Consider the following 16,314-nt stretch of genomic DNA (forward strand, 5'->3'; position numbering starts at 1 on the left):
CACCGGGCTGCCGGTGCGAAGGTTCGCCGTCTGTTCTCGAGGAAGTCATTCGTCCATTCATCAAGAGAATCCTTACAGCCAAAGGGATTCCTCTCTGTTCTTGTGGGGATGGAGTACTTGGTCCCGTCATCAAATCCGATATCATGTTATCAGTATACCCGAAACATTATATTTTTAGATTCTAATGAACCGCCGAGCTAAAGTCAAGCTGCTTTGTAGAAATAACCCGAAAAAAGAAAAAAACCTACAGGCCAAATGCCGTAGGTCCAAAACATATATTATATAAAAAAGGGGGTCATGCTGTTATTATAAGCATCTTATATTAAAGAAAGATTGAACAAACATTACAGTTATATTACAAGCAGGAAAACGCTTTAAAATGATGTCGGGTCTCGTCATAATCTCAGATGGTCTTCCGCTCTCGGATCCGGACATTCCTGACCCGTCCCGTAATCAATCGAAACGTTCGACGTAGGCGTGGTTTGCCCGAAGCGCGTGGACAATCGCGTCGTAATCCTCGTCTCTTACCTTAACGGACAACGCATACTTCAAATCCCCGTAGTCCCTGTCCGTCACGTCCGCTTCCCGCCACCGGTCGGAACGGTCTCCGTCGCCGTCCGCGCGGTCCTCCGCGAGATCTCCGGTCAGCGCCCTGTCCCCTCCGATAACGACGCCGGGTGCCCCGATGACGCCGCCGGGTGCGGCCGCAGTACCGGTTCCCATCGTCGCGCCGGCGGTGCCTGAGTTGTTCCAAGGCACTAGCGGCACCAGAATATTTGTCCAGCTGCGGATCGGGTCTTGAAGCTGACCCACCTCAAGCTGCTCGGTGTGGTAGGTCAGCAGCGTCGTTCTGGCACCTTCTGCTTCATCTTCGGTCCTGAAATAAGCTTGAATTTGTTTCGACATGTCCATTCCTCCTTTTTTCAAAAGCTATCGTTTTGAAAAGACTGGCCTTGCATGGAAAAACTGCCTTTACTGCCGGATCAGAGCGCCTTCAGCAGCTCGCGAACAAAGGCCGGCTCGTCCTTCGGCGTGCGGGACGTAATGAAATTTCGGTCCACTACAACCTCTTCATCCTTGAACTGCGCACCGGCGTTCACCATGTCGTCCTGAAGCGGCGGATACGATGTGATCGTTCGGCCCTTCAGCAGATCGGCGCTTGCCAGAATTTGCGGTCCGTGACAGATGGCGGCAATCGGCTTGCCCGCACGGTCTGCCGCTGTGACAAACTGCAATATATGGGAATCCAGACGTAAATTCTCCGGTGAAGAGCCGCCTGGAATAACCACCGCATCATAATCCTCTATTTTAGCATCGGCAATTGCTTTATCCGTCGTGTACGAAGCCTTACCTTGCTTGCCTTTCACTTCCTGACCCTGCTTCAAGCCGATTATCTCCGCCTCATGCCCAGCTTCCTTTACGGCGTCATAAGGGGTCTTCATCTCGGAATCCTCGAACTGATCTGCTAGCAGAAATGCAACCTTGCTCATCTGGCATGTCTCCTTTCACGATTGGTCCTCGATTTGTTATTACCCTGTCGCGCTTCTTTTATAACAACGAACTTCCGAAGGGCAGTAGAGGGCCGACCGACCTTGACTTGACACGCAATGCTTGCATTAAGCATGGCTTCCAACCTAAAAAAGCCCGGAGCACGACCTCCGGACCTTCTAAAACCTTATTCCTAAGTTCCCTATTCCATAAAGGGGCTACGATCTCGGCAGCAGCCTTCGGTACTGCCCCTTCATTGCCAGCGCCAGCACAGGATCATCCGGCGCCGCCGATAGCCGCTCCACTCCCGTGCTCTCTCTGATGCCGCTCGACGGCTCACATGCTTTCAACCCGCTGCAAAGGGAAGACTTGGGGGATTGACGCATCGGTCGCATCACTCCTTCATTCGCTTGGTAGTGCAAGCAGAACAATTACCCCCACAGGTTGCCCAAAAATTTCGGGATCATGCACGAAAGGCCATCATAACTGATGGCTAGGAAGCACGGCTATCGATAATAATCGTGACAGGACCCCAGTTCGTGAGCGACACGTCCATCATCGCGCCGAATATGCCGGTCTCCACAGTCAGTCCTTTTGCCGTCAGCTCCTGGTTGAATGCCTCGTAAAGTGCCTTGGCCGCGTCTGGCTTCGCCGCCGCCATGAAGTTCGGACGCTTTCCCTTACGGGTGTCGCCGTAGAGCGTGAACTGGGAAACGGACAGCACAGCCCCGCCGACATCCAGGACGCTGAAGTTCATTTTCCCTTCCTCATCCTCGAATATCCGCAGTCCGGCCACCTTGTCCGCTATATATTTTACGTCCTTCTCGTCATCTTCATGGGTCACGCCGACGAGCACCATAAGCCCCTCTCCGATCCGGCCCACAACCTCGCCTCCGACCGAAACCTCCGCATGCTTGCATCGCTGAATGACAACTCTCATAACACTTAGCTCCCTCTGTCAAAAAAATAAGTTTCCACAATAATAAAAGGCCTGCTCCCTGAAGGGCAGCAGACCGTGAATGCATCAGGCACCGGAAGCCCGCACGAAATAAGAATCACTGCATGATCCGGTGAACGGTATAGACATCCTTCACCCGCTTAATGCGCTCTACGACCGAATGCAGATGATCGGTATTCCGAATCAGAATCGTCATGTGGATCATCGCCATTTTATTCTTGTCCGAGCGGCCCGTGACGGCGGATATATTCGTCTTGCTCTCCGAAACGGCTTGCAGCACCTCATTCAAGAGCCCGTTCCGATCATGCCCGGTCACCTCGATATCGACGCTGTAGTTAGCCTCCACCGAGGATTCCCATTCGACCTCGATCACCCGTGCGGCATCCTCGCCTTCGCCCGTGGCCGGCAGGTTCGGACAGTCCGATCGATGGACCGACACGCCGCGGCCCCGCGTAACATAACCGACGATATCGTCTCCCGGAACCGGGTTGCAGCAGCGGGCGAAACGGACCAACAGATTATCGATCCCCTTGACGCGAACGCCGTTCGTTGGACGGCTGCGCTTCTCGGCCGGCTTGATCTCCTTCATCTCGGAGGTCATCTCCAGCTGATTGGCTGCTTCCTCCTGCTCCCTGCGCATCTTCTCCGTAACCTTGGTACAGATCTGCGCGGCGGTAATGCCCCCGAAGCCGATGGCCGAAAGCATGTCTTCGATATCATTGAAAGCGAATTTCTTCGCCGCTTCGATCAGCTTATCATCGGTGGTCCATTCGGACACGTCAAGGCCGAGGCGCTTAAATTCCCGCTCCAGCATTTCGCGTCCCTTTTCCACATTCTCTTCCCGCTTTTCCTTCTTGAACCACTGCTTGATTTTGCTCCGAGCATGGGAGGACTGGGCAATCTTGAGCCAATCCTGGCTCGGCCCGTAGGAATGCTTGGAGGTAAGGATTTCGACGATATCGCCCGTTTTCAGCTGATGATCCAGCGGAACAATCCGTCCGTTGACCTTGGCGCCGATCGTCCGGTTGCCGACCTCGGTATGAATCCGATACGCAAAATCCAGGGGCACCGAACCGGACGGGAGCTCGATGACCTCGCCTTTCGGCGTGAATACAAAGACCAAATCCGAGAAAAAGTCCATTTTTAACGATTCGACAAATTCCGACGCATCCTTTGTCTCATGCTGGAGCTCCAGAATTTCACGGAAAAATGTCAACCGGTTATCGAAGCTTCCGCTGGAACCGGCAGAGCCTTCTTTATACGCCCAGTGGGCGGCGATACCGTATTCGGCCGTCCGATGCATCTCCCACGTCCGGATCTGGACCTCGGTAGGCTCTCCGTTAGGTCCGACGACGGTCGTATGCAAGGACTGGTACATATTCGTCTTCGGCATGGCGATATAATCTTTGAATCGGCCCGGCATCGGCTTCCACAGGGTGTGGATGATCCCCAGCGTGGCATAACAATCTTTAATATTGTCGACAATAATCCGAATGGCAAGCAAATCGTAAATTTCGTTAAATTGCTTGTTCTTCACCGTCATCTTCTTAAAGACGCTGTAAATATGCTTCGGTCTTCCCGACAGATCCGCCTGAATACCCATTTCATCCAGCTTCTCGCGGATACAGACGATAACGTTGTCAATATACTGCTCGCGCTCCGCCCGCTTCTTATGCATCAGATTCGCGATGCGGTAATACTGCTGCGGGTTCAAGTAGCGCAGTGCAATATCCTCCATCTCCCACTTGATCGCGGAAATACCGAGGCGATGGGCGATGGGACAGAAAATCTCCAGGGTCTCATAAGAGATGCGACGCTGGCTTTCCTCGGACTGGTATTTCAAAGTCCGCATATTATGAAGTCGATCCGCCAGTTTGATCACGATGACCCGGATATCCCGCGCCATGGCGATAAACATCTTGCGGTAATTTTCGTTCTGCTGCTCTTCCTTGGATCTGAACTGGATCCGCTCGAGCTTGGTAAGCCCATCCACCAGCATGGCGCAGGTATCCCCGAAACGCTCCCGAATCTGGTCAAGGGATACGGTCGTGTCCTCAACGACATCGTGCAGCAGCGCAGCGATGATCGACAGCGTGTCCATCTGCATGTTCACCACGATGTCGGCAACCGCGAGCGGATGAAGAATATAAGGTTCTCCCGATTTCCGCACTTGTCCGTGGTGGGCTTGTTCCGCAAATTCATACGCTTCCCGGATGCGGAGAAGATCGGGTTCTTTAATATAGGCGCTGGCCTTTTCGAGTAATCGCTCTATGCCCATTTTGGAGTCCTTCTCTTCCCTTTCTATATAAAATGGAACCCGCCCTTGTCAAAACGTGCAGGTTCCCTCTTGATGGTTTTCCTCTCATTATGACGCTTGTGGCGGTTTACGTCAACCGTATGCAGGTTTCTCCAATCACGGATCGCGCAATCGCTAACAGTTACATACATTATGCCCTATTCCTGGTGAACAGACATCCGGATTCGACAAAGCTTGTATCTTTTTTGACGGACTGCAAAAAATATTGTTGAAAAAACGAACAATTGTATTTAATCTATTAAAGATCGTACGCGAACGGTCCTATATTTAAAGTCCTATAGAGGAGTGGAATAACTTGCAACGCGAAATTCAGGTTGATGAAAAGCTTCCGCTTGGCCCCGGTTTCCTGCTGAGCCTTCAGCATTTGTTCGCCATGTTCGGAAGCACGGTGCTCGTTCCTAACTTGTTCGGTGTGGATCCCGGCATGATCCTGCTGATGAACGGGATCGGCACGCTGCTCTACATTTTTTTCTGTAAAGGGAAAATTCCCGCCTACCTCGGCTCAAGCTTCGCCTTCATCGCACCGGTCCTGCTGGTGCTGGATGGCAACCCGGATGCCAACTACGGAAAAGCACTCGGCGCGTTCATCGTTACCGGGGTCATCTTCTGCTTTGTTGCCCTTATCGTTAAGTACGCAGGAACCAAGTGGATCGACTTTGTTTTCCCTCCGGCCGTCATGGGCGCCATTATCGCCATGATCGGTTTGGAGCTCGTGCCAGTTGCCGCAGACATGGCCGGCTTACTCCCTGCAGAAGGGGAGTCCATCAATCCGACAACGGTAACGATCTCGCTCGTAACCCTCGGCGTAACCGTGTTCGGATCGGTGCTGTTCCGGGGCTTTCCCAAAATCATTCATATCCTGATCGGGATCGTGGTAGGTTATGCGCTGTCCTTTGCGCTTGGCGTTGTGGAAACGGAGAGAATCGCCGAGGCCAGCTTCCTCTCCATGCCTGAAATTACGACGCCGGTATTCGACGCTACAGCCATCTTCAGCATTATTCTGGTCTCGCTTGTCGTGATCGTGGAGCACATCGGACACCTGCTCGTAACCAGCAATATTGTTGGCAGGGATTTAGCGAAAGACCCGGGGCTTCACCGCTCCCTGCTCGGCAACGGGGTCTCCACCATTTTGTCCGGCTTCGTCGGCTCGACGCCGAACACGACCTATGGGGAGAACATCGGCGTCATGGCGCTGACGAAGGTATACTCGGTATACGTCATTGCCGGAGCGGCCGTCATTGCGATTCTGCTCTCGTTCTCCGGCTCGTTCTCGGCCGTCGTGGCCAATATTCCAACGCCGGTTATGGGCGGCGTGTCCTTGCTGCTGTTTGGTGTAATCGCGGCTTCCGGCCTGCGGATTTTCGTTGAGCAGAAAGTCGATTTCTCCAAGGCAAGCAACATGATTATGGCGACGCTGGTATTCGTAACCGGCATCAGCGGCGTTTCCTTGAAGATCTGGACGGTAGAATTGAAAGGTATGGCTTTGGCAACGATCGTGGGCATGTGCCTCGCTATTCTCTTCAAACTGTTTGAAATAACGGGGCTCTCTAACGAAAAGAATAACGAACAGCCTATCACCGAGAAAACGCCGGACTAAAGCTGTGTGGGAGCATGATGAAAAACAGCCGCAAACTGCGGCTGTTTTTTCATCTTCCATTGCGAGATTCTCTGTTTCAATCGCCTTTTAGTGCCCTCGATATAAAGACATTGATCGTATGGACATGAAGTATATTTCAATCAAGGGATTTCCCCCCTTCTCCGTACCGCCTCTCAGTGGATCGAAGGTTATTAATCAGGGAGAGCTATATCTCAATATAGACCAAAGAGGGCACGGTTGCATATCCTTCAGCCCCCTGAACAATCGTAAAAAAAAGGTCCTGAGCCATTGCTCAGGACCTTTCTTTATTTCCCGGGAAAATTTGTCGTTTACTCGTATTTCATAAGCGTAAAGACATCGATTCCATCCAGCTTCGAACGCCCGTTCAGATCTGCAAGCTCGATCATAAATGCAGCGCCGACCACATTGCCGCCCAGCTGACGAATCAAGTTAACCGATGTGGAAATGGTGCCGCCGGTTGCGAGAAGATCATCGGCAATCAGTACATTCTGTCCTTTTTCGATGGCGTCGGTATGCATAGCCAGTCGGTCTTTGCCATACTCGAGGTCATATCCTACCTCAATCGTTTCGTAAGGGAGCTTTCCGCTCTTGCGAATCGGCGTAAACCCGACGCCAAGCGCATAGGCCAGCGGTGCGCCGACAACAAAGCCGCGCGCCTCCGGGCCCGCGATCACGTCAATTTTGAGGTCGGATACCATCGTTTTCAGCTCTTCGATTGCTTTGCGGTATACCTCGCCATTTTTCAGAAGCGTCGTAATGTCTTTAAAACTGATTCCTGGCTGCGGAAAGTCGGGAACGACGCGAATATAATCTTTAAAATCCAACTTAATCTCCTCCTGTATCATTACGGCTAAGAAACATCTTTAGTACGGGACATCATCCACTGGGTTAATTGTTCAGTACCGGCATGCAGCAAATGCTGTTCCATGTCCGCAAGATTGCTTAATTCCCGGAAATGCCGGGAAGCATCAAGCGGTTTCTTCTCCGGTTTAGGAACAAAGGTAATCCATCCCTTGGAACGCTGGATGAACACCAATTCCTCAAATACATCCAGCGCTTTGGCCAGCATGCGTGAGGACAGCGAGGTTCGCCGCTTCAGCTGGGCCACCGCTTCCTGCTCCGGTACCGGCGAGGATGCCATGCCGGCGAGCAGAACGTATAGCTGCTTGAACTGTTCGCGGCTCGGGATCAGCAATCGTTCACGCTCATTCCGAGTCGGATGCAGCATGAATATATTAGGAACGTTATGGAATGCCTTCATCATCGCATCCAGCTGTTCGGCGCTCTCCGGTATGTCCAGCACGAACAAAACGGAAGTGTCTTCTTTAGGTTTGCTCTCAGCAACATCATTATCCGGCATAATGCCAGCATTCCTATCATATACCCAAAGGCACATATCATACAATTGACTTTTTATTTCAGGATGTGAATCTTTTGCATATACGACGGCGGACTTGTCGGCTGAGCACTGCAGGTAAGGCGCAAGCTCCGCTCTCCACCGTTTGATTGCACTTAAAGGCTCCGGAGTCCCGCGGAAATCAAACACCTGCCTGGAAGAAACCCGAAGGTCTTGAACCAGGAGCTGGAGCCTGCGGCTGCCGTTCCATTCATTGACAGACATCTCGCCAAGAACATCCATCACCGTGCCAGCCGGCAGCAGATCGGCCAGATGGCCGCTCCCGAAGAAGAGCGCATCGATTTGCTGCCCCTTCTGCGCAATCCGCAGCTTCAGATGCTTGCCTTCCTTGCCGATTTTCCGTACTTCTTGTACCGTAACATCCCGAAAAATGATCTTGGGAACGGCGTTGGCCATCCCGAACGGTCCAAGCAGCTCCAGCTGCTCAATGACGGGAAGCGAGACGTCCGACATGCTGCATTCCAAATCCGCTTCGCAAACAGCGGTAAAATGCTCTTCCCTCAGCACTCCATCAGCGAATTGCTGTAGTGCATGTTCAAATTCGTCCAGCCTGTCCCGGTGCAGGCTCATGCCTGCAGCCGACGGATGGCCGCCGAAATGATCCATGACGTCCCGGCAGGAGTTTAGAGCCTCATAAATGTCCAGCCCTGGAATGGAACGGGCCGAGCCCTTGCAGTTGCCACTCTCGGGATCGATACCAAGAATGACAACCGGCCGGTAGAACCGCTCCAGCACTTTGGACGCTACAATGCCGACAACCCCTACATTCCAGCCTTCGCCAGCCAGTACAATAACGGAGGGCAAGCGCTCTCCCCACTTGGCGTTAACCATTTCAAGCGCTTCCTGTACGATCGTTTCTACGACCTGCTGCCGGTCCTTGTTCAAGGCGTCCAGCTCAAACGCCAGCCGCTCGGCCTCCTCCCGGCTCTCCGTCGTAAGAAGCGTAACCGCCCTGCCGGCGTGATCCAGCCGGCCGCTGGCATTAATCCTCGGGGCCATGGCAAAGGCCACGTTGACAGCCGTCACCTGCTCGACATGGACCCCCGATACCTCGAGCAGACAACGAATGCCTTCATACCGGGTAAATCGCATCGATTCGATCCCTTGCTTAACGAGCACGCGATTCTCGCCGGTCAGCGGCATCAGGTCGGCAATCGTACCGATCGCAACGATCTCGAGCCATTCTTTCGGCGGTTCTCCCACAAGGGCCTGTGCCAGTTTATAGGCTACGCCGACCCCTGCCAGGCCTTTAAACGGGTAGGGGCAAGTTTTCATTTTCGGGTTGATCAGCGCATACGCATCGGGCAGCCGCTCCGGCGGTTCATGATGATCGGTGACGATCACATCCATACCAAGCTCATTTGCATATGCGATCTGTTCGACCGCGCTGATTCCCGTATCGACCGTAATCACCAGGCTAACGCCTTGCTGGTGCGCCCAATCGAGCGCATGATTATGTAGGCCATAACCTTCGTTCGCGCGGTGAGGAATGTATATATCGTAGGAGGCTCCCAGCTCCCGCATTAACTGAATCATGAGCGAGGTGCTGGAGACCCCGTCGGCATCATAATCGCCGTAGATCAGAATATGCTCCCGATCCTCCAGCGCTTTTCGAATACGCGGAACGGCCTCACGCATCCCCTGCATGAGATAAGGATCGTGGGTAAGCTCCAAAGAGCCGTACAGGAACCTGTTCCCGTCTTCCAAGGATAATACTCCCCGTGCCGCCAGCAATGATGCCACGACAGGCGACAGGGACATTTCCTTAGCAAGCCATTGTGCCGTATGATGATCCGGGGCTTTTACCCGCCATTCATATTTGGAATACAGCACAGGATAATCACCTTCCTCTCTCCTGCCGCTTTCCTGCTGTCTTGTGCGTAGATCATTCGATTACTGCGGCAGTGTTGGTGAATCATTGTCCATCAGGTCAAAATTCGATTTATAGGGATAACCCGGATCATACGGAACGACGGAAACCTTGACATCCGATACCAGCATAAACCGATGGGTCAGAAGCTTGCGGATGCGTTCGGCAATTTCCTGAGCCTCCAGTACGGATGTACGCGGGTTGACGCTGACCATAACCTCCAGATTGACCTGGCGAACCTGACCGTACTCCTGAACCTTAAGTTTCTCAACCGTAATGACGCCATGAACGCGCTGAATCGTGTCCATAAATTCGGGTTCGAATTCATGCCGCTTCTCCTCCGTCAGCGTGCCGTATACGGAATGAATGATGGAGATATACCCTTTGCGGATCACGAGGCACGCCACAATCAGAGCCGCCACTGAATCCATATAGATAAGTCCGTACCCGTCAAAATATACCCCCGAAATGAAAGACAAAAAAACACCGATGATAACCGTGATCGAGCAATATAACGCAAAGCGGTGGTTCTCCAATATCGACTGCAATCGATGGTCCCTGTTCTTTTTCATATGATGATACTGGTACTGAAATACCGCTTCATTGATGGCCAACGAGATGAGCACGGCCAGCAGCGCTGTTTTATCCGGCGCTTCCGGCACCCCGGAAGAAAACGTTTGGAACGCGGAAACTCCGATTTGAAGCCCGCCCATCATAATCAATACAGCAAAGAGAATGGAGATCACGGACTCAGACTGCATGGATGGACCTTGCTTACTACGTTCTGCATTCCTTCGCCCGAAGATCCGGAGATGCGGCAAACGGTCCGCCAGCAGCGACGCAGCGCTTGCTGACGAGTACATGGCATCTGCCATCAAAGCCTTGCTGTTTAACAAATAGCCGGCAATGCCTTTGAAGACTGCCAAGGCGAAATCTGTCACGATGCCTGTCCAGAGGACAGCTTCCGTTTGGTTCGATCGTTCGTTCCTCACTTGAGGCCCCCCCCCCCAATCATGCACGCTGTAAGGCAGCTAACTTTTGAAAGCCGCGTCGCCTGCGACGCGGCTTTCATGTGTATAGGATCGATTGGATTAAATCTCGATTTTATCTTTGTTCGGCTTCACTGCTTTTTGCGGCTTGTTGCTGACATTTTTCCCTTTAAGAACAAGCCACAACGGGCTAGCGATGAAGATCGACGAGTATGCACCGATCAAGAGACCGATACAGATCGCCAGGGAGAACATGCGAATCGATTCACCGCCGAGGATAAGCATGAACAATGCTGCGATAAACACCGACAGCGCCGTGTAGATCGAGCGCCCGATCGTCTGGGACAAGCTTTTATTAACCAGTTCAACCAGATCGGAACGGCGTTTGATTTTAGCAAAGCGGAGATTTTCCCGGATCCGGTCAAAAATAACAATCGTATCATTGATCGAATAACCGATAATGGTAAGCACCGCGATAATGAAGGTAAGATTGACCTCCAGCCCCAGAATCGAGAATATGCTGACGACAACAAAGGCATCATGCAGCAATGCTACGATGGCTGCAAGGGCGAAGCGCCACTCGAACCGAATGCTGACATAAATGATAATCCCGATACAGGACAGCAGCACCGCATAAATGGCGTTGCGTCCAAGCTCCTTGGCCATCTCGGGGTCTACCGTATTGATTTCAAAGGTTGCCGAAGGGTCGAGCTTTTGAACCGCAGCCCGCAGCTGACTGTCCTGGTCCTCGCTCAGTACGTCGCTGAACCGGATATTGATGCGGTCTGCCCCTTGTGTAATGCTGGCGTCCTTACCGATCCCGATCTCATCTAGCACCGGCTGAATCTGCTCGTTCGTCAGCTCCTGCTTCAAAGATATGTCTACGTTGGAACCGGAACGGAAGTCAACGCCATAGTTCAGCCCACGCGTCAACAGGAATACCAAGCCCAAAACGGTAATGACAATTGAGAAGATAAAGAAGATTTTACTTTTGCCGACATAGTTGAAGTTTTTAAAGCTCACGAATGTCACGCTCCTTTACACCGTAATGGCTCGGTTTGCCGGCCCAACCTATTCTCACAAGTAGATTGAGCAAGAAACGGGAGAAATAAACGTTCGTGGCGATACTGATAAGGATCTCCAAAATCAATACGATGGCGAAGCCTTTAACGGCACCCGTACCGAATGCGAACATGACAGCCGCAACGAGAATCGTCGTCACGTTCGAGTCCATGATTGCGCGCAGCGAGGACTTTCCTCCGGATTTTACCGCGGAAGCGACGCTCTTGCCTGTTCTGATCTCTTCTCGGATCCGTTCATAGGTTATGATATTGGCGTCAACGGCCATACCTACCCCGAGAATGAACGCTGCAATCCCCGGAAGGGTCAAGGTAAAGTCCGCCCATACAAACACGAGAATCAAGAGCCATGTATGCAAAATGAGTGCAAAGCTTGCCAGCAAGCCAGGAATGCGGTACCGGATAATCATGAACAGCAGAATCGCAACCGAAGCCAGGAGACCTGCTTGAAGCGTCTTCGTTAGAGACTGCATGCCAAGAGTTGCGCCAACGCTCTGCGAATACTTCTCAACCAGCTTGAGCGGCAACGCGCCAAGGTTGATCGTATCGCGGATTTGCTTCGCTTCATCCAGCGTATAGCTTCCTGTGATTTGAGCGGAGCCATCGGTAAGTACGGCTTGTACCGTCGGAGCGGACAGCAGCTGGTCATCCATGAAGATGGCCAATTCCTGACCAAGCAGGCGTTCCGTAATTTCAGCAAACTTTGCTTTGTCTTTCACCTTAATGTCTATCATAGGCTGATTCAGCTGGTCATAGGCAATGGATGCGCCATTCTCTACAAAATCATTGCCCCGGAGCTCGATCTTACAGAACTCCTCGCCTTCTTTACAGCCGTCATTGCTTCGGAATGTGAGGTTCGCAGGTTCCTTCATCGTCTTCCGGACCTCGGCCTCATCCGTCACGCCGGCCACTTTCAACCGGATGCGGTTGGTTCCTTCCGGTGTAACCTCCGGCTCTGTTGTGCCGAGCGCATCTGCGCGCTTCTGCAAGCTCTTCGCAGTTTCCTGCAATGCTTCTTTCGTGACTTGCTGCCCTTCCATTAACGGCTCCGCTTCATAGAGTATTTCAAAGCCGCCCTTTAGATCTAGACCTAGGCGGACATCTTTCAGCAAGCCTGGAGTTGTAACGGCCATTATAATGGTAAGCCCGAGCACGGTAACGATGAAACTGATGATTCTTTTCATGCCGTCCCTTTTTCCCCCTTTTTACTCAATATTCCTATTATAGCGATGTCAGAAAACCCAGTCAATTTATCAAAATTTGTCGGGATGAGAATCAATTCTATATACGGCAAGGCAAAAAGGGACCTCTTTCATTAATCGAAAGACGATCCCTTATATGCTGATATTGTCATATAATTCATTAAGCTCATTGCCTTCAAAGATAAGATATCATTGACCAGCTTGTGGAGGGACGGAACGCCTTCCTTCTCATACTTGCTGTTGACGCAGTTCCAGATATCATCCGTCGTCACGTGCTCGTAGCCTATGAGGTGCATCTCCTCGACTTTGCTTTGGCAGACCATTTCGATGGTGCTCATCAATTCGTCCTCAGTCATAGGTGTCAGTTCCATGACGTATAGCCTCCTCCCTGTCGTCCCCTTTGATAGATTCGACTCCTAAAGCCTGTTTCCTTCTATTCGTACCACGCCCGCGTTAAAAAGTAAAGTCATCAGATGGGACAGGTAGGGCATATCCATAAGAATGACGATAATTTGGCGGTTCTTACAGGAAACAAGCCCTTAAATTCAGCCTCAACCAGGGAGAGGGATGGACAGTGAACAAGCAATCGTTTATCAAAGGAACATTAATTTTACTGGCTGCAGGCATACTGAACCGTATCCTCGGCTTCATTCCGCGGATCGCCCTGCCACGAATCATCGGCCCGGAAGGCGTTGGCATTTACCAGCTCGGTTACCCCTTCTTCATCGTACTTGTCACGATCATCACCGGCGGAATTCCGCTTGCCATCGCCAAAATGGTCGCCGAGGCGGAAGGCGCCGGAAAGCGGGATGCTTCCAAGCAAATTCTCCAGGTCAGCCTGATGCTGACGCTGACAGCCGGAACGCTCTTTATGGGATTGAGCCTGCTGCTGGCTCCTTGGGTTACGGGTGTCCTCCTGCCGGACGAGCGGGTGTTCCAGACCTTTATCAGCATGACGCCCATGCTGATTATCATTGCGGTCTCTTCCGTATACAGGGGCTACTTCCAAGGCAAACAAAACATGATTCCCTCCGCAAGCTCCTCCGTCATCGAGACGATCGTCCGAATCGTATGCATGCTGTGGTTTGCCCATCTTCTTATGCCCAAAGGCATCGAGTACGGAGCGGCTGGCGCGATGCTCGGCACGGCCGTTGGCGAGCTGATCGGGATGATTGCCCTGCTGATGCAGTATGCCGGCGAGGGGCGCCGAAACGGCAAGCTCCTGCCCAAATCGCCTCCGCCGGACACCTCCGGGTTGAAGGAACCGGCGGATTCTACCCGGGGGATTCTGAAGCGGCTGGCGGGAATCGCGATTCCGGTCACCGGAGGCCGAATGGTTGGCTCCTTCTCCTATCTGCTTGAAACCATTCTTACGAATCGAAGCCTTGCCCTGGCCGGAATCGCCACAACGGTTGCAACCGCCCAATACGGAGCCCTTCAGGGCATGGTCATACCGCTGCTGCTGCTTCCGGGGGCGCTCACGGTTTCACTCGCCATCTCCCTGGTCCCTTCACTCTCGGAGGCCTCCGCGCGTAATGACCGGGTGACCATACACAAACGGATGAACCAGTCCCTTAGACTGGCTCTCGTATCAGGCGCGCCCTTTGCCGTTGTTATGTATGTCCTGGCCGAACCGCTGTGCCTCCTCTTGTACGATAACCGAGAGGTCGGATCCATGCTTAAAATGATGGCCCCCTTTGCGCTGTTCCTTTATGTTCAGTCTCCGCTCCAAGCAGCGCTGCAGGCACTGGATCGGCCAGGAAGAGCCCTTGTCAATACCTTGATCGGAGCGTTGATTAAAATGAGCCTGATCGTCTATTTGGCATCCAATCCGGCCTTCGGCATCAAGGGGGCGGTCATAGCCATTCTCGTGAACAGCGTTGCGGTCACCGTGCTGCACGGCTTCAGTCTGTCCCGGCTGATCGGATTTCGCTTCCGTTGGCTCGATTACATGAAAACGGCTGCCGTCATGCTGATCATGGGGGCTTCAATTCTCTATGGATATAACCATCTGCCGTTTAGTACACAGCCATGGCTTCAATTTCTGGCGTCCGTTTTCATCGGCTTTGTCGTTTATTTTGCCGTCATCTTTTTGACCAGACTGGTGACGCCGCGCGATCTGGAACGCGTTCCCGTGGTCGGGGCTTGGCTCAACCGCAGCAGCCGCCGTTAATCCTGCTCTTTCCCGTCTACGTAGATTCTACCTTTATGATCGATGGAGCAGAGGAATACATCCTCAAAATCGTTAAATCCGTACGTTCGGATTTCGCCTTGGAGCCATGGGCGGTTTTTTTCGATAAGCTTCAGGTTTTCATCCTGCACCTTTCCGTCCATGATCAGGGGGATCGGCATCCCTTCGTACGTAACTTTATGGTACGGGATATCGATAATGGCTTCTTCCGAAGCACTGCGGGCGGTCAAGGAATGCCCGTTACCGGATGAGCCGTCACCATTGGAGGTGGACGCGCCGCTGCCAGAATTCGATGTGCTGCTAGCGGACCCGGTTAACCCCTGCTGGCTGCCCGCTACCGACGCTCCCAAATCTGATTCGGAAGCCACGCTGCCGGACCCGGAAATCACGTCGCCGAATCCGGAAGTTACGCTGCCGGACCCTCTTCTTCCCTGCTCGACGGACTCGGCACCCTTGCCCTGATCTTCCGAGCTTGAGGAGCTGACTGAGGAGCCCGCTGCATTGTCCTTGTCTTTTGGAATAATGGTTAGCTGTCCGGTTGTTTCCAATATTGCAAACTCCACATCCGCCAGGCTGTCTATATCCTTGCCGCGCAGCTGCTGCATCAGATCATCCAGATTGTAGCGAAGCCTCGCCATCTCCTTACGATGAAGCTTCCCCTTGGATACTAGGATGCTGGGCCTGCCGTCGGCCAGCAGACGAATTTTCCGGAATTTTAACCCAAGATAGGCCAGCCCTACTTGAATCCCGACGAGGACGATAATCGGAGCAAGTCCTTCCCAAATCGGCTTGTTGACATCCTCAAGAACAACCGTTGCAATTTCTGCAATCATAATCGAGATTGCGAGGTCGAATATGGACAGCTTTCCGATCTCTCTTTTTCCCATAATGCGCATCGTCACAAAAATAACCGCATACATCAGAATCGTCCGCAGTATCAGAATAGTGATATGAGACATAATCAATCCCTCCCAGCTGGTCGAACATTCTCATGTACAGCTATTCTGACCTTCGGCATCCATTCCCATTCGAGGATTGACGATTAATTAATGGCAATCTTACAAACATCGAATTTGGCGGTTTCCGTTGTACTATATGCCCAGGCTTGGCCATACAATATTTACTAATAGAAGTTGTTCGAAAAGTCGTTTTTTGAACACGAAGTGAATCAAGCAGTAACTCGGC

At 52.3% G+C, this 16,314-nt stretch carries 14 protein-coding genes; 2 read left to right on the plus strand and 12 right to left on the minus strand.

The window, feature by feature from the left end; all coding sequences use genetic code 11:
• Positions 1-453: 453 nt before the first annotated feature.
• The 5 genes from BBD41_RS07025 to BBD41_RS07040 all read right to left on the minus strand — a co-directional run bounded on the left by BBD41_RS07025 (position 454) and on the right by BBD41_RS07040 (position 4,724).
• Entirely contained in the window at positions 454-906 is a 453-nt protein-coding gene (locus BBD41_RS07025; protein WP_099477109.1) for a hypothetical protein, read from the minus strand.
• 77 nt (positions 907-983) lie between these two features.
• On the minus strand, positions 984-1,490 hold the full coding sequence (locus BBD41_RS07030; RefSeq protein WP_077569188.1) for a type 1 glutamine amidotransferase domain-containing protein: 507 nt from the start codon (positions 1,488-1,490) through the stop codon (positions 984-986).
• A gap of 216 nt (positions 1,491-1,706) precedes the next feature.
• Positions 1,707-1,874 carry a hypothetical protein gene (locus tag BBD41_RS29760; RefSeq protein WP_157929276.1) on the minus strand — a complete coding sequence of 56 codons (168 nt, stop codon included), beginning with the start codon at positions 1,872-1,874 and terminating at the stop codon, positions 1,707-1,709.
• Between the two features lie 107 nt (positions 1,875-1,981).
• Positions 1,982-2,428: a D-aminoacyl-tRNA deacylase gene (gene dtd / locus BBD41_RS07035; protein WP_099477110.1), complete on the minus strand. Its 447-nt coding sequence runs from the start codon at positions 2,426-2,428 to the stop codon at positions 1,982-1,984.
• A 115-nt stretch (positions 2,429-2,543) separates the two neighbouring features.
• Positions 2,544-4,724: a RelA/SpoT family protein gene (locus BBD41_RS07040; RefSeq protein ID WP_077569190.1), complete on the minus strand. Its 2,181-nt coding sequence runs from the start codon at positions 4,722-4,724 to the stop codon at positions 2,544-2,546.
• A 334-nt stretch (positions 4,725-5,058) separates the two neighbouring features.
• On the opposite strand from BBD41_RS07040, the gene uraA reads away from it, so the two are divergent.
• The gene (gene uraA, locus BBD41_RS07045) at positions 5,059-6,360 is read left to right on the plus strand and encodes a uracil permease (protein ID WP_099477111.1); all 1,302 of its coding nucleotides are present in this window, start codon (positions 5,059-5,061) and stop codon (positions 6,358-6,360) included.
• A gap of 329 nt (positions 6,361-6,689) precedes the next feature.
• Here uraA and BBD41_RS07050 read toward each other — a convergent pair whose 3' ends face one another.
• The 6 genes from BBD41_RS07050 to BBD41_RS07075 form a co-directional block, all read right to left on the minus strand.
• The gene (locus tag BBD41_RS07050; protein WP_007133175.1) at positions 6,690-7,205 is read right to left on the minus strand and encodes an adenine phosphoribosyltransferase; all 516 of its coding nucleotides are present in this window, start codon (positions 7,203-7,205) and stop codon (positions 6,690-6,692) included.
• 26 nt (positions 7,206-7,231) lie between these two features.
• A complete protein-coding gene (recJ, locus tag BBD41_RS07055) occupies positions 7,232-9,631 on the minus strand; it encodes a single-stranded-DNA-specific exonuclease RecJ (protein ID WP_077569192.1) in 2,400 nt (799 codons plus the stop codon).
• 60 nt (positions 9,632-9,691) lie between these two features.
• Positions 9,692-10,660, minus strand: a complete 969-nt coding sequence (locus BBD41_RS07060) for a cation diffusion facilitator family transporter (protein ID WP_099477112.1) — start codon at positions 10,658-10,660, stop codon at positions 9,692-9,694.
• A gap of 99 nt (positions 10,661-10,759) precedes the next feature.
• Entirely contained in the window at positions 10,760-11,680 is a 921-nt protein-coding gene (secF, locus tag BBD41_RS07065) for a protein translocase subunit SecF (RefSeq protein WP_077569194.1), read from the minus strand.
• Complete coding sequence (gene secD / locus BBD41_RS07070) at positions 11,670-12,920, minus strand: protein translocase subunit SecD (protein WP_077569195.1); 1,251 nt, start codon at positions 12,918-12,920, stop codon at positions 11,670-11,672. Before secD ends, secF begins: the two co-directional genes overlap by 11 nt.
• 131 nt (positions 12,921-13,051) lie before the next feature.
• Complete coding sequence (locus BBD41_RS07075) at positions 13,052-13,309, minus strand: post-transcriptional regulator (protein ID WP_077569196.1); 258 nt, start codon at positions 13,307-13,309, stop codon at positions 13,052-13,054.
• A gap of 203 nt (positions 13,310-13,512) precedes the next feature.
• Between BBD41_RS07075 and spoVB the strand changes: the two genes are divergently transcribed.
• Positions 13,513-15,111, plus strand: coding sequence for a stage V sporulation protein B (gene spoVB / locus BBD41_RS07080; RefSeq protein WP_099477113.1), 1,599 nt, complete (start codon positions 13,513-13,515; stop codon positions 15,109-15,111).
• Here spoVB and BBD41_RS30200 read toward each other — a convergent pair.
• On the minus strand, positions 15,108-16,088 hold the full coding sequence (locus BBD41_RS30200) for a DUF421 domain-containing protein (protein ID WP_237087022.1): 981 nt from the start codon (positions 16,086-16,088) through the stop codon (positions 15,108-15,110). The two genes, spoVB and BBD41_RS30200, sit on opposite strands and share 4 nt — an antisense overlap.
• Positions 16,089-16,314: the final 226 nt, after the last annotated feature.

The organism is Paenibacillus ihbetae, from assembly GCF_002741055.1.
Classification (GTDB): Bacteria; Bacillota; Bacilli; order Paenibacillales; family Paenibacillaceae; genus Paenibacillus_AQ; species Paenibacillus_AQ ihbetae.

Bases quoted from the DNA above. Each gene is read 5' to 3' on its own strand.
- BBD41_RS07025 (WP_099477109.1), bottom strand. From the start codon at position 906: ATGTCGAAACAAATTCAAGCTTATTTCAGGACCGAAGATGAAGCAGAA.
- BBD41_RS07030 (WP_077569188.1), bottom strand. From the start codon at position 1,490: ATGAGCAAGGTTGCATTTCTGCTAGCAGATCAGTTCGAGGATTCCGAG.
- BBD41_RS29760 (WP_157929276.1), bottom strand. From the start codon at position 1,874: ATGCGTCAATCCCCCAAGTCTTCCCTTTGCAGCGGGTTGAAAGCATGT.
- dtd (WP_099477110.1), bottom strand. From the start codon at position 2,428: ATGAGAGTTGTCATTCAGCGATGCAAGCATGCGGAGGTTTCGGTCGGA.
- BBD41_RS07040 (WP_077569190.1), bottom strand. From the start codon at position 4,724: ATGGGCATAGAGCGATTACTCGAAAAGGCCAGCGCCTATATTAAAGAA.
- secD (WP_077569195.1), bottom strand. From the start codon at position 12,920: ATGAAAAGAATCATCAGTTTCATCGTTACCGTGCTCGGGCTTACCATT.
- BBD41_RS07075 (WP_077569196.1), bottom strand. From the start codon at position 13,309: ATGGAACTGACACCTATGACTGAGGACGAATTGATGAGCACCATCGAA.
- BBD41_RS30200 (WP_237087022.1), bottom strand. From the start codon at position 16,088: ATGTCTCATATCACTATTCTGATACTGCGGACGATTCTGATGTATGCG.